Source organism: Sulfobacillus sp. TH-112 (assembly GCF_057473405.1).
This window is the reverse complement of the sequence record NZ_JBYCKN010000046.1, coordinates 1-13673: the sequence shown is the minus strand read 5'-3', so window position 1 is coordinate 13673 and position 13673 is coordinate 1. Positions and strand designations below refer to the sequence as shown.

Sequence of the window (13673 nt, the reverse complement as noted above, 5' to 3'; positions counted from 1 at the left end):
AGTGTGGTGAAGGAGATTCAGGACACGCATATTGAGATGGTGCTCGAACGGATGCACGGTCTCAAACAAGCCTTCAGTCTGCAACAGGAAGATGCCTGGATCCATAGCGACTTGACATTAGGCCAAATCAAGGCCTTCTTTGTGATTGCGAAAGATGGCAATCCATCGGTCGGTCTCATCGCCAAGGAACTCAATGTTGGACTGTCGTCAGCCAGTCAGGTCGTAGATCAACTGGTTCGCGCCGGTCTAGTTGAGCGCTCTTCCCACCCGGAAGATAGGCGGGTGACCCAATGCGTGTTAAGTCTGAAAGGACAGGACTTGAGAACGAGTGCTGAAGCGGGATCGGATATGCTCCGGACCTGGCTAAAGCGTATGAGTGAGGATGAGTTAGCGGCTCTGCAACAGGGATTAACCGGCCTCTTGAAAGCCGCAAGTCATCATGAAAGTGGAAAGAACGGAGGAGAGAATAAATATGGCAGTGAATAATGCGACGATGGGTCAAAAATCCCGCACCCACATCGATCCCTCAAGGGCACTTCGCTCGCAAGTGAGCCAACAGCGCGTTGTGATGATTCTCATTAGCGTGATGCTCGGAATGTTGCTCTCGGCAGTGGACCAGACCGTCGTCGGTACCGCCATGCCACGGATTATTGCGGATTTGCATGGATTAAAGGAGTATGCTTGGGTGACCACCAGCTATCTTTTAGCTTCGACGGTCACCGTGCCCCTATATGGCAAGCTCTCTGACATTTACGGGAGAAAGCCGTTCTATCTTTTGGGGATGGCAATTTTCCTAGCGGGATCGGCGCTCTCTGGCACCTCGCATGACATGACCCAATTGATTTTATACCGCGGAATTCAGGGGCTCGGCGCGGGAGCGATGATGCCTATTGTCTTGGCCATCATCGGCGACCTTTTCCCACCCGCCGAACGCGGTCGTTGGCAAGGGCTATTAATGGCGGTCTTCGGCTTTGCTTCGATTTTAGGACCGTGGGCCGGTGGAGCCATTACCGATAACTGGGGATGGCGCTATGTGTTTTACGTGAATATGCCGATTGGAGCGCTGGCTTTAATCTTCTGTGCCATTGCCCTGCCGTCAATGTATCGCAAGACCGAGCATAAGGTGGACTATTGGGGCTCGTCCATCTTGGTGGTGGCGGCGGTTCCCATGTTACTCGGCTTTTCCTGGGCTGGTAATTCTTACGCTTGGGGCAACTGGCACGTCCTAGGGAGTTTCGCACTCAGCGTAGTGGCCTGGATCGCTTTCATCTTGTGGGAGCTTCGCACGCCCGAGCCGATTATTGATCCGAGGCTCTTTAAAAATAATATTTTCGCGGTCAGCGTCGCGGTCTCTTTCTTAGTGTCGTTGGGGATGTTTGGCGCCATTATGTACATCCCGCTCTTCACTCAAGCGGTGGTTGGTGATTCTGCCGCCAACTCCGGAATTGTTCTCACCCCGATGATGTTGGGATTTATGGCCTCTAGTATTTTGGGCGGTCAAATCATGTCACGTACGGGGAAGTACAAGATGCTGGCCATTGTGACCATGGTGATTTCTGTCGGAGGTATGCTCCTCATGTCGCAAATGCATGCCAGTGCTCACAATGGGCTCGTCATTCGGGATATGATAGTCACCGGTCTCGGTATGGGAACCTTAATGAGCCTTTTCACCATTGTGGTTCAGAACGCGTTTCCCTTGAGCATGATGGGTTCAGTGACGGCAACGGTGCAGTTCTTCCGTTCCATTGGAGGCACCGTCGGAATTGCGATATTTGGTTCTATACTGACGGCTCGGTTTACCCAAGAACTACCGAAGCAAATTCCGGCCAAGGTGCAGGCCGTATTGCCTCATAGTGCACTCGCCAGTATTTCAAATCCTTCGGTCTTGCTGAGTCCCAGTGCGTCAGCGCAGTTAGACAACACTTTTTCAAAGTTTGGTGCCGCCGGCATCGCGTTGGCCCATTCTCTATTGCACGGAGTGCGGGTGGCCCTAGCGATGGGGACTGACCGGGTGTTTATGCTAGGTGCTGTTCTAATGGCCTTGGCGCTCGTATCCACGTTCTTTCTCCCAGAAATTGAACTGAAGAAGTCCGGACAGATGGAAATGGTAGTCGAGAATAGCGCGACTCGGCTTGATGCCCGATCCGCTCGTGCTGTGGTCGGATTGGCTCTAGCCAATCGCATTGTGAAGGGGAGTTTCGCTACAGAGGCTGAGCGCACGCGCGCCCGATCGCTTGCAGCCACACTGTTAAACCGTTATGTGAAGGAAACGGACCCCATCTTGACATCCGCAGAAGCGGAAATGGCAGCCACAAAAACGCAAGAATCGTGAGAGAGGTGAAGACGATGCGTATAGGACGTTCAGTGACAGCCATAGTGGGCAGTACCGTGGCAGCCCTCATAGGACTTTTTCTCGCGATCAGTCCTTGGTTGGATGGTACTCAAAGTGGGCATGCGTCTTGGTCAAAGGCGACGGTCACCGATTTTTGGAGTGGGATCGGCGTGGTGGTGATGGGAGTCGCGACGCTGATGCTCTACCGAGCCAGCCTCACCCATCAATTGGTGGAGGAGGGAATTTTGAGTCGGCCCACCCGGGTTGACGAGAAACCCTATCAGGATGAGACACCATCGGAGGCCAAAACTTCAGTGAGTGATGAGGATCTCTTGCAATACGCCACCTCACTTGTTAAAGAGTGGGCCGATGAGGAACATTTATTGCCACAAGAGGCGCTTGTGAACGCGGATGATCAGCCTATTTCTGAGGAGGAATTAGTGCGGGTAGCCGAGGCACTTTTGCAAGAAATTCACACCGAACCGTCTACGGGGCCGGTGGAAGCGCCATCAAAAGATACCTCTCGTAGCGACCATTCCGAGGGCGATGAGCCGTTGGCTCTCATGAGTGATGCCCAGTTGCAGCAAATGGCGGCCAGTCTCCTGCAAGAAATTCAGCAATCTCGACAAGACCAGTGGGTCCCGGTTGGACGAGGGGAGGGAGATCATGAATAGTCGCAAAGGCGGGCTACAACTTGGGCATGTGGGCCTCTTCATTGTTATGCTTGGTGGAATCTGGTTACTTCTCGCGCCTACTTGGGTGGGGTTTTCAGCGCATCGTCTTCCCAGTCGCATGGATGAAGTGGCCGGAGCCGCCCTTATTGTGATATCTGCGGTCACCTTCCTCTTGCAATGGATCTTTGGCATGACGGAGCTGATTCACCGTCATCGCGGGGAGTCCCGCGACAGGTAAACGGTGATGATGGGCTCCGGGACGACTTCGGTCGGGAGAGTTCATCGCAAGACCGCACTTTCTTTGAGAATCCGGTGGGGATGACATCAAAGCCGCCTGTCTGAGGTAGGGAACGTGCCCAGATAGGCGGCTTTCTCTTGTGCACTTTTGTCGCCATGACGGCACTCTTTTGAAAAGTGTGTCCGTGGGTTGGGTAGAGGACTATCCGCCGGACGTGAGGGTGCATTTTCGCGAGCAAAAGCCATTTCAATCCATAGCGCGCCACTTCATGAGGACTTCATGCTATACTTTCTTCACGATGGAGGTGATTTCAGTGCGGATGATGGGGAATTGGAGCTTTCCGTTCCACCTCGGACATGCTCAAAAATGGACCAAGGGAGGAGTCTCTTTCTTGCCGTTTTTGGGTGTAGCCGTGGCACTGGGATTACCGTATACCGGATAGGATAACGGCTACTCCTTTGATGCTCGGGCACCCGCCCGAGATTTTTCATTAGAGGAGGATTTGATGGTGTCAGTATCACGCTCTATTCACGCATTCTATGCCTTTACGATCTTATGGGCATTTAATCCCACCGGAGGACTCTGGATTCTCTATCTTTTGCATTGCCATTGGTCTCTGTTTCAGGTGGGACTCGCCGAAGCCGGATTTCATTTGGTCGCCTTGTTTGCGGAGGTGCCGACAGGACTATTTGCTGATAGGCTAGGGCGACGCTTGAGTCTTGGGGTAGGTCTTGCCATTCATTCGTTGACGCTGGGGGCAATGTTTCTCTTGGCCCCTAAGAGTTTTGCACTGGGTCTCCTCGCGGTATCGTTGGGATCCCTGTCTTGGGCATTCATTGGCGGTGCCGATCGCGCCCTATTATTTGCACTCGTGGCACCGCAACCCGAGAAGAATGACTTTGGACGCGCCTACGGACGGGTATTAGCCCTCAATTTATTGACGCGGGCCTTAGCGACGGCCCTGGGAGGGATATTAGTGCGTCGCGGTGGGTGGGGCGTGCCCTATGCCATGGCCATGGTCTCACCGCTCCTGGCGATGGGTACGCTCGTACTGATCGCAGAACCACGATTGGAACACATAGGCCGCCGTGAAACCTGGTCATGGACTGCAACCGTGGAGAGTATCCGTCAGGGGTATCGCGTCGTGACATCATATCCCGGACTGTGGACTTGGGTGGCGTTTGGCGCCATGATAGCGTCCTTGGTCACCACCAATAATCTATACGCGCAATCCACCCTGGTGTTAAAAGGGGCGAGCGTGAGTCTTGCCACCCTTTTGGTGGCCGGAGGGGAACTTCTGACGGCTATTGGCAGTTGGTGGGGTGGCCGTTTGAGTCGTACTACCCGGCCGGAGGGCATGTTGAGATGGGGTACACGGGCGCTAGGGATCGCCGTTGCGGCGATCGGATGTCTACCTCTCAACGGTGCCGTGATGGGATATTTCACGGCATCGGGGCTGGACGGTATGGTCGACCCCATTTACGAGGCGACACTGAATCAGATGATACCGGATGCCCTGCGGGCCACGATTTTGTCGTTGCCAAGCGCCGGATTTAGCCTCGCCATGATGGTGATCTTCCCGATAGCAGGATGGGCCATGGAAGTCCACCATCTACGGCTCACCTATGTTCTCTTAGGAGGGGGAATTGCCATGACAGGCTACTTGGTCAAGAGGCGCAAGGCCTCGCGGGGGGTGAATATGGCAGGATAGCCCATGCTGGGGCTTGATCCCCCTTGGCCACCCTCTTTCTTGTGACGTCCGGTACTTGGGGAGCGTTATATTGATAAGTTATGGGAGAGGATGTGCGATGGATGGGGTATTGGGGGCGGGCGGGCAAGTTGGGTCTCAGTCTTCTGATGGTGGTGGGCGTGCTGACGGCTGGTAGCCCGGGTTATCGAGAGACCGTCGGGATCCATTCTCGCAAGCCCCCGATATTTCGTGTGGTGCATCTCCTCGGGATGTCAGTCACAATCCCGTCGCGTTGGCATGTTGCTAATACCGTCACGCAAAATGGCGTCACAACATCGTCCATCGACGGACGATTTTCTACCTTGCAATTAGCAAGAAGTCCGCTATTGACACCGAATTTTGAGCAACTTATTCCCATGGTGCCGGTGGGCACGGAGTCTTATACCCGGGTGTTTTCTCCGTATTCGGTACTCTCCGTGACGGCCGATGGAACGGATTTCGATGCCCAAATCCTATCGGCGCGAGGGACCCTCTATACTTTTAATCTTGAGATCAATCCGAACGAGAAGTCACAGGGACAAAGGATTTACGCAAGCTGGCATCATCCTATGAGCGCCTCTCTGACACAAATTGCCCATTTGATGAGAGAGCAATATATTCCGGGGCTGGCCCCAGGTCTTGAACCGGAGCCAGAAGGATATATGCGTGAATTTGTGAATCGGTCCACGGGGTGGATACTCTTGGCGGGAGAGCCCGGAACGGCCCAACAAGCCTACTATCTCTTGGGAACATCAAATGGTGGACGCCAGTGGAGTCTTCTAAAAACCACCAATATGCGTTGTAGCGCCAAAGACAGCCCCTGTACCTTTCTGGGAGGGGCAGGCTCGGTGGCTATGCAGTGGATCAATGGGAACGACGGAGTCTTAGCCAATGCCTATATGGCGACAGCCGATGTCGGGATCTTTCGCACTCAAGACGGTGGACATCTCTGGTCTTATTCGGAGATTCCGTTGAACAATCCGGCGATGGGAATCTCGTTGCAGTCCGATCATGGGGTTTTGTTGCTTTCTATCACTCCGTTTCACGGAAAGGCCATCCACGAAGTGAGTACCAATGGAGGCGCGACTTGGCATGCGTAGCGAGAATCCTATTGGGAGGAAGTTTGTGCCTTGGTCTTCAGCAATTGCCGCTGGCCGTCGAGGGAGAGGAGAAACTCTTCTTGCGGGATGGCCCATTCCGCATCTGGGATGCGATCGCGATTGAGCGGGCTATGGTGGTGATAGCCGCGACGCGTCATTTCGTGGACTAATTCGTCATGGCGACGAAAGAGAGCGCCTAGTTTCCCTATCCAGCGTAACGTTTCTGGGTGATGGCGATAGCCCGATTTGCCCTCGGTGAGAATGGTCCAGAGCGCATGCAATTCCCGATGTTCTCCTAAAAGGTGCTGCCGATCTAATTCCTCGGCGGGGATATCCCAAATGCGCATGGCGAGTCTCCTTTTGTGAATAGAACTGATGTTAATGGAATGGGAAGAATAAGGGAATTAGGGCCATGGAGACCAAAGCCATGAGTGCCGTAAAAGGAATACCGAGTCGCAGAAAATCCCCATAACGGTAACCTCCCGGCCCCATGATTAAGAGGTCCACCTTATTGGCGAGCGGGGTGAGTGGAGAAGCTGAAACCGCCACCATGACCGCTATCACCAAGGGATACGGATGAACGCCTATTTGTCGCGCCAGTTCTGCCGCGACTGGGCCCAACACTAGCACGGTGGCAATATTGGAGAGGATTTGGGTTAACAGTGCGGCTGCCACAAAGAGGATGAGAATCATAAACCAGTGCCCGGATGCCAGGTGGCTCACTGCCCGAAGACCATGGACCATGTCTTCTGTAATGCCTGTGCGAATGAGCGCCGTACTGAGGGGAATCATCCCGGCCACAAACACAATAATGCGCCACTCAATGGCTCGATAGGCGTCGCCCGGATCCAAAATTTTGGTCAGAATCATGAGTAATAAGCCTGCTACAATGGCGATCTGGATTGGCAGCACATTGAAGGCGGCCAATAGTAGGGCACCTAATAAAATAATGGGGGCAAGATAAACGCCATAGGGACGCGACGGCGCGCGCACCTCCGGTTCGCTTAATAAAATGACTCCGTGCTCTCGATGCAAAGCGGGAATGTCATCAGAGCTTCCTTGGACTAAAAGAATGTCTCCCACCCGCAGTGAAATGGTCGCAAGATGGCGATAGACTAGCTGCCCTTCGCGATAGAGGCCGAGCACACTGAGTCCCCAGCGACGGCGAAGGTTCAGTTGCACGACTGTTTTTGAGGTCCAATGGGAACGATGCCCAATAAGAATTTCCACAATTTTTTCCGACCCTTGTGCACGGGCTTTGGCCGTTTCTTCGGTCTCGCCTGCGACATTGAGCCCGTATTGGCTATGATCTTGTGAGGTAATAGCCTCGACATCGCCGAGCACTAAAAGGGAATCATGCGGCTCAAATGTCAGAGATTGTTTGGCAGGATAAGACTCCTTTCCTCGCAGTACCCGGACCACCGTGATGCCTTGATCGCGAAATATTTCTGAATCTCCGAGGGTCTTTCCAATCAGTTTCGAGTCTTTCGAGAGGGTCAATTCGGTCACATATTCTCTCAATGCGTCGGCATGGCTTTCGAGAGGGACTGTGGTACCATGAGGATTGGGTAGAAGATAGCGACCGAAAATCGTCATGAAGAGAACGCCGACCACAAGAATGCAGACGGCGAGCGGCGTCACCCCAAAGAGCGCAATCGGTTTGAACCCGGCGCTTTGGAGGGCGGTATTGGCAACAATGTTGCCTGCGCTCCCCACCATGGTTAAGAGGCCCCCTAGGGTCGCTCCTACCGCGAGCGGCATGAGGAGACGTCGTACCGGCACTTCGGTTCGCTGATGGAGATCTCGGACGACGGGGATAAACATCCCTACTAAACCCACATCACTAATGAAGGCGGAGGGAATCGAGGAAATCGACATGAGAATGGTCGAGAGTCGGTTTGCGCCTTTTCCCCCGATTTTCTCCATGAGGCGACCCAACCAGCCGGTGGTGCCAGACACCACGAGCGCCTCTCCCAACGCCAGCATTCCCGCAATCAGGATTACGGCCTCCGAAGAAAATCCCGAAAACAGTGTGGAGACGGTCACCACGTGAGTGATACCGAGAAGTGCCATGACAATGAGACCCACCACATCAATGCGCACGCGATTAGAGGCTAAAAGGCCCATGGTGACAAGAAAAATACCTAGTACGATAGCGGTATCGGTCGAAATATCGGAATGCCTCCCTCAGCTTCACGGACTGCTTTTATAGTATTCGATTGATTTATCATATTTGGTGGAACGAGAACCTTTGATAGCGACACACTATGTGTCATCCGACGCGGCAGTGAAAACGTTCATGAATTTCTAGAATCATTGCCATCATATCACGACGTGTGCTCCGTGATACGCCGTTTCGTGGATTACCGCAGACCGGCGCTTAAGACGTTAGCCATCGATTTTTTTTGAAATCTGGCTTCGCCATCGGATTTTTGTCCATAGGTGGATATCTATAGGGACTCGCAGTCGGTAGTCTCTTTTGACATGAGTCGGGCTTGAGACCAAGGAGCGAAGAACAGGACGGTGAGCCCTAAACCACCGAGGACCGCTAGGGCGGACGCTCCTGTCATCATGAATCGCACCGAGGTAATGCGGGCGAGTACACCACCCGCCAAAATAGCGATGACGATAAGGCCACTTCGTCCTGCGTTAACGGTCCCTATAATTCGCCCCATAGATTCAGTGGGTAGGGATTCTTGGAGGTAGACGGTATATCCCACGCTGACCTGTGATTGGAAGATGCCCAACAGCACGAGAGCTATCGCTGCTTCAAGAAAGCTAGTCGAGCGGGCATAAAAGAGGTAACTACTTGCACTTAGGGTCGCCGCGATGCCAAGGGCCATGCGCATCGACAGTCGTTTCCCGAGGGCATAGCTTATGAGAGCCCCTATCACATAACCGATACCAGCTGCACTCACCAAATACCCATATCCTGACTGACTAAGATGCAGGGCGGCTCGCGTAAACACCACCTCTTGCGCATCGGCTGCGGTGCCAAAGATCATTAACGCGGAAAACCCCACGATGACGGCAAGGACCCGCCGGTGTGTATTTAAGAAGTTTTTCACCGTTTGCAGATCGGTGATCCAACCAGGCCGCCGTCGTGGGGTTGTCAAGAGTTCGGTCGGGTCTGGGTTGAGGCGGGGTAATATCATCAATGTCGCGGCGGAGATGAGAAAGGTGATCGCATCAAGCCAGATGGCGGTTCCGGGTTTGCCATGAATGAGGAGAAGGCCAGCTAAGGCCGGACCCAAAACCAACGATCCGTAGGACAAGAGTCCGCGAAGAGCACTCACTCGAGCCCAGCGAGTAGGTGGAACCAAAATTTTTATATAAGAGGCCAGGGAGGCGGTAAATAGCGCATTGCACGTGGCCACGACAAATATCGCTCCGTAAATCGCCATGATGTTGTGCAATAGAGGAATGACGCCAATGAAGATGGCGCTGATAAGATTCGCACTCACGAGGCTAAACCGCCGATCCCATCGGTCGGCCAAACTGCCCATAAAGCTTCCCAAGAAGAGCCCCGCGAGTTGTGGAGCTATCCATAGCCCAGCGACGGCGATCGAGGAGTGGGTGCGGGCCAGGACCGAGACATTGAGAGCGATGAGATAGACTTGGTCTCCTAATACTGAGATGCCTAGCCCAATTAAGAGGATCGTGATGGCCCCACGTCGGATCATGAGGTGCTGTCCTCGTCAGAGAGAATCGGTTCGAAAGTGACGGTGACTTTCCATGTAGGTGCTGCTTTGGTCTCAAGAGAACCCACCCGTTCCCAGGCACCGAGGAGCGCTTCCAGCGTTTCCAAGAGAGTTTCAGCTTCGGCGGGAGTTCTCTCTAGCCAGGTTTGAATCCTCATGGGGGAGGATGAGGCACGATTACCTTGACTGGATAGTCCAAAGCGCGTAGTGGGCGCGAGGTAGTAGCGTTCCATGATGCCACCATGGGGCTCGGTTCGGGTCAGTTCTAGAAGTCCCCCCGCGTAAAGTTTTTGGATATGATAGTGCACGTTGCCACGACTTTCGCCTAACGCGTCAGCCACTTGCGCCGCCGTAAGTTCTTTGCCGGATAGAGCATGAAGAATGCGAATACGCAATGGATGGGCGATCAGTTGGCTTTGTCCCTCAGTTAATACGAGTCGCTTTTCTTGGGTCAAGGGGCCACCCTCTCTCTCAATGATCTGTATTTTAGATCGTACTATAACACAGATTAAACCGCCGCAATATCACAAGATGCGGAAAATGTCCTGAGGGGAGGGGGGCGCAGGATCGTACGGTCTCAATGGGCGGCAATGAATCACAGACTAGAAAAGTGGACGACAATAGTGCTTACCTGATAGGACCAGGTAAGGGGATTGGGTAGACATCATTTGAGCTGGGCACGGTGGCGTGCCCTGACAGCGGTAGCATGAGGAAGTGAGTTTCGGGCTCGATAAATCCCAAGGTGCCCAAGATGTTTTTGTGGGTGCAGTGTTGCCCGATTTCCCCCCAACGAGGACAGTCCGTGAGGGCGGGTGTCGTCGTTGGGGAACTCTTCGAGGCCAGGAGCTGCCATTCTCAACTGGGAAAAGCTTCGAGAATGAAGGGGCGATCCCTATAGTTACTTACCCAGCAATGCCAACTGTTTTTCGCACGATCGCCATGGTTTCCGATGCGACCTGCCGAGCCTGATTTCTCCCCTCTAAGAGGATGTTCTCGAGGTAACTTGGATCTTCTAAGAGGGTCTGATAGGTTTCCCGAGGCCCTCGAAGATGGTCATCCAACAAAGCGAAGAGAGCTTCTTTAGCATCTTTCCAGGAAATGCCGTTAAGATATGCGGCCTTCATCGCCGCGGTTTGCTCAGCCGTGGCTAGCAACCGATAGAGTTGAAATAAGGTGGAGGAGTCCGGATTTTTAGGCTCGCCTGGGGGAGTGGAATCGGTCGCAATTTTAAAGACCAGCTTTTTTAGCTTGTCCGACGACGTAAAAATGGGAATGGTGTTGCCATAACTCTTACTCATCTTACGGCCATCCAGACCAGGAATGACGGCACCCGCTTCTTCAATACGTGCTTCGGGAAGATTAAAAAGCGTGCTCTGATATTGACGATTAAAATATTGCGCGAGGTCGCGGGCGATCTCCACATGTTGGACTTGATCGCTTCCGACCGGTACCCAGTGAGAGCGCATAATGAGAATGTCCGCGGCCATCAATATGGGATAGGTATAAAGCCCCATATTGACGCCGGCATCCAGATCGTCCTCCGCGTTTTCTTGGTTTCTTTGCACCTGTGCTTTATACGCATGAGCGCGGTTCATGAGACCCTTAGGGGAAAAACACGCTAAAATCCAGCTGAGCTCAAACACTTCGGGAATATCGGACTGACGATAGAAGACCACCTCTTGGGGGTTTAGTCCAAGAGCAATCCAGGCCGCCGCCACCGAGTGCGTGTACGTGCGCAACTCGTCGGCATTCTTGAGCCCGGTGAGGGCGTGATAGTCAGCAATGAAGTAATAGTTCACGCGGTCTTGGCCTTCGACCAAGTGCAGCGCCGGGCGAATCATTCCCACGTAGTTTCCTAAATGCGGCTCACCGGTGGGTTTAATCCCGGTAAGGATAATTTTGTCGGCCATCGTTCCACCTCTACTCATCATGCGAGACGCCACTCGTCGCGCCTCGTTTGTCTTTATCCTCATTTCTCGTTACCTATGATACGCGATTTTTTGTTGCCGCGCGAAACCGGCTAGCGTTCAAAAGGGTCAAACTGTTCGAACGGGGTGACGCGGATCGCTGGCTGGATAGCCGGATACGCGGACGTAAGCGCTTCATACATGGCATTAGCGATTCGTCGATAGCTAAAGTGTCCACTCGAACGGGAGCGGAGCTCAATCAAATAGGCGGCTTCCGCGAAGTCCATGCGCAATAGGGCCCGGCGCCGATGGGAAAGCGGCAGGAGATAGGGTTGTTCGTGCTGCGGATACTGGTGAAGGGTGCCATAATGCGCATCCAAGAGCGTTTGATAGGCGTCTTGCAGTCCCAGATCGGTCAGTTCCTCTGGCACGTCATACCCGAATTCCCAATCTAAGGGTTGCACCACCTTATCCAGACGACGGTGTCGATTTAAATCGCGGTAGGCCCCGACATCGACGGTGACATCAAAGATTAAGGGCCGTTGGTGCAGTTCACGAGGCCAATCATCGTGCGGGCCTCGCAATCGTAACACCTCCCCTAAGATTTCTTCTTTTTGGGGAGTCGATAGTGCTTTGAGGCGTTCGGTGATGTCGGCATAGGAAAGACGAGAGGATCCGTAAATGAGTCCCGCCAATTGGTCATCCAGTGGATTTTCTAGGGGGTGGAGCACGACCGGTTGCGGCGATGGCGAAAATCCTAAAAAGAGTTCTTTGACGACGGCATCAAGATAAGTCTGACGCGATAACCGATATTGGTCAGCATCGGTATATTTGGTCAAGGTAGGCGCTATGGGTCCGGGACTCATTTCTTCGCAGATCTCTTTGGGGATCGGGATCCCTAAATGGGCCAAGCGGGCTTCCAAAAGATTGAAGGGGGACTCTTTGACCACAGCAGCCTTCATTCCTTGAGCGATCTCTCGGATCTCTTGCCAGGGCGAGGACATCAAACGACGAATCTGTTGTTCCAGAATGCGAGCGTTGGTCACTTGCCCTAAGCTGGTGAGAGTCGCTAACGGGAGGGCATAACGAGCCAAGTCAAATGCTCGTGCTTTGATGGTTCGTCGATAGGCGCCATCCCGCATGGTGTCCGGCTTTGGATAACGGTCTCGTAGAGCAGCTTCTGCGGTGCTGAAAATGGACTGATACAGAGAAAATAATGCCTCGATGCCCCGAGCGTAGTAGGCGCTGGGGGCATCGGGGGTGAAATACGGACTATGGGTGAAGTCCTGATAACGCGTGGATCGTTCTTGACCGTCCCATAGCGGTTCATCAACAATATCCATCGCGGCGAGTAGCGAAATTTGTTCTATGGCCAGTGGTACATGGGCCAAATCGGCAATCGAGGCATGTCCGTACGAAAAATAGAAGGTATTGAGAAACGCCTCGGCCTTTTGTTGTGACAACTCTAACAAGCTCTCACGCATTGATGCGCTAGAACGAGAATACTTGGCCATCCCATAAGCACTTACTTCAGGTGGAACATGGGACAGCGCGTAGATCACGGGCATAGGAGACTCCTTAATGGATTATTCGCGGTACCGCTGCGCGATGAGAAGAATCGCCGCCGACCGCCCGGCACTAGATAGTTCTTCTAACGATGCAAGTTGGCAATCTCCTCCATTATAGAGGGCATGCGCAATATGCAGCAAGATACGGGCTTCGGAATTGAATGATTGGGCGGTGCGATGAATCCCGTCCCAGTCAATGCGGCGTTCGTCTAAATCGATATAATCAACTAAGGCGTCGCGTTCGTGATCTCGCAACAAGGGAAGCGCGAGGGTGTCCAACACCGCACTCCACTCGGGGGTTCGCTTGACCCATAGATGTGGGCCGATGAGTTGCTGTTGTAAGCTCATCATAGGTATGCGCCTCCTTAGAGCATAATTATCGCAATATCTGTCAATTCACGCAACCCAGTGTAACAATTTGTCG

General features: G+C 53.3%; 14 protein-coding genes. 7 read left to right on the top strand and 7 right to left on the bottom strand.

The features are described from left to right. Positions 1 to 6 precede the first annotated feature (6 nt). The 7 genes from ACOJWD_RS03005 to ACOJWD_RS02975 all read left to right on the top strand — a co-directional run bounded on the left by ACOJWD_RS03005 (position 7) and on the right by ACOJWD_RS02975 (position 6073). Positions 7 to 486: a MarR family winged helix-turn-helix transcriptional regulator gene (locus ACOJWD_RS03005; protein ID WP_486991742.1), complete on the top strand. Its 480-nt coding sequence runs from the start codon at positions 7 to 9 to the stop codon at positions 484 to 486. Further along, complete coding sequence (locus ACOJWD_RS03000; RefSeq protein WP_486991741.1) at positions 473 to 2332, top strand: MDR family MFS transporter; 1860 nt, start codon at positions 473 to 475, stop codon at positions 2330 to 2332. The genes ACOJWD_RS03005 and ACOJWD_RS03000 overlap by 14 nt, the downstream gene beginning before the upstream one ends. Positions 2333 to 2346: 14 nt before the next feature. Further along, positions 2347 to 3006, top strand: coding sequence for a hypothetical protein (locus ACOJWD_RS02995; protein ID WP_486991740.1), 660 nt, complete (start codon positions 2347 to 2349; stop codon positions 3004 to 3006). Then, the gene (locus tag ACOJWD_RS02990; RefSeq protein ID WP_486991739.1) at positions 2999 to 3244 is read left to right on the top strand and encodes a hypothetical protein; all 246 of its coding nucleotides are present in this window, start codon (positions 2999 to 3001) and stop codon (positions 3242 to 3244) included. Before ACOJWD_RS02995 ends, ACOJWD_RS02990 begins: the two co-directional genes overlap by 8 nt. Positions 3245 to 3557: 313 nt before the next feature. Continuing rightward, positions 3558 to 3686 (top strand): hypothetical protein, encoded by a 129-nt coding sequence (locus ACOJWD_RS02985; protein WP_486991738.1) that lies wholly within the window; start codon positions 3558 to 3560, stop codon positions 3684 to 3686. A 63-nt stretch (positions 3687 to 3749) separates the two neighbouring features. Beyond that, a complete protein-coding gene (locus tag ACOJWD_RS02980) occupies positions 3750 to 4955 on the top strand; it encodes an MFS transporter (protein ID WP_486991737.1) in 1206 nt (401 codons plus the stop codon). A 101-nt stretch (positions 4956 to 5056) separates the two neighbouring features. Further along, a complete protein-coding gene (locus ACOJWD_RS02975) occupies positions 5057 to 6073 on the top strand; it encodes a beta propeller repeat protein (RefSeq protein WP_486991736.1) in 1017 nt (338 codons plus the stop codon). A gap of 8 nt (positions 6074 to 6081) precedes the next feature. On the opposite strand, the gene ACOJWD_RS02970 is transcribed toward ACOJWD_RS02975, so the two are convergent. The 7 genes from ACOJWD_RS02970 to ACOJWD_RS02940 all read right to left on the bottom strand — a co-directional run bounded on the left by ACOJWD_RS02970 (position 6082) and on the right by ACOJWD_RS02940 (position 13600). Next, complete coding sequence (locus ACOJWD_RS02970; protein WP_486991735.1) at positions 6082 to 6420, bottom strand: pyrimidine dimer DNA glycosylase/endonuclease V; 339 nt, start codon at positions 6418 to 6420, stop codon at positions 6082 to 6084. Between the two features lie 31 nt (positions 6421 to 6451). Further along, the gene (locus ACOJWD_RS02965; RefSeq protein ID WP_486991734.1) at positions 6452 to 8200 is read right to left on the bottom strand and encodes an SLC13 family permease; all 1749 of its coding nucleotides are present in this window, start codon (positions 8198 to 8200) and stop codon (positions 6452 to 6454) included. 323 nt (positions 8201 to 8523) lie between these two features. Further along, positions 8524 to 9756, bottom strand: a complete 1233-nt coding sequence (locus ACOJWD_RS02960) for an MFS transporter (protein WP_486991733.1) — start codon at positions 9754 to 9756, stop codon at positions 8524 to 8526. Then, complete coding sequence (locus ACOJWD_RS02955) at positions 9753 to 10229, bottom strand: ArsR/SmtB family transcription factor (protein WP_486991732.1); 477 nt, start codon at positions 10227 to 10229, stop codon at positions 9753 to 9755. The genes ACOJWD_RS02960 and ACOJWD_RS02955 overlap by 4 nt, the downstream gene beginning before the upstream one ends. A 447-nt stretch (positions 10230 to 10676) precedes the next feature. Continuing rightward, complete coding sequence (locus ACOJWD_RS02950) at positions 10677 to 11684, bottom strand: tryptophan--tRNA ligase (protein WP_486991731.1); 1008 nt, start codon at positions 11682 to 11684, stop codon at positions 10677 to 10679. 110 nt (positions 11685 to 11794) lie between these two features. Next, positions 11795 to 13249 carry an FAD-dependent thymidylate synthase gene (locus ACOJWD_RS02945; protein ID WP_486991730.1) on the bottom strand — a complete coding sequence of 485 codons (1455 nt, stop codon included), beginning with the start codon at positions 13247 to 13249 and terminating at the stop codon, positions 11795 to 11797. Between the two features lie 18 nt (positions 13250 to 13267). Continuing rightward, positions 13268 to 13600 carry a hypothetical protein gene (locus ACOJWD_RS02940; protein WP_486991729.1) on the bottom strand — a complete coding sequence of 111 codons (333 nt, stop codon included), beginning with the start codon at positions 13598 to 13600 and terminating at the stop codon, positions 13268 to 13270. Positions 13601 to 13673: the final 73 nt, after the last annotated feature.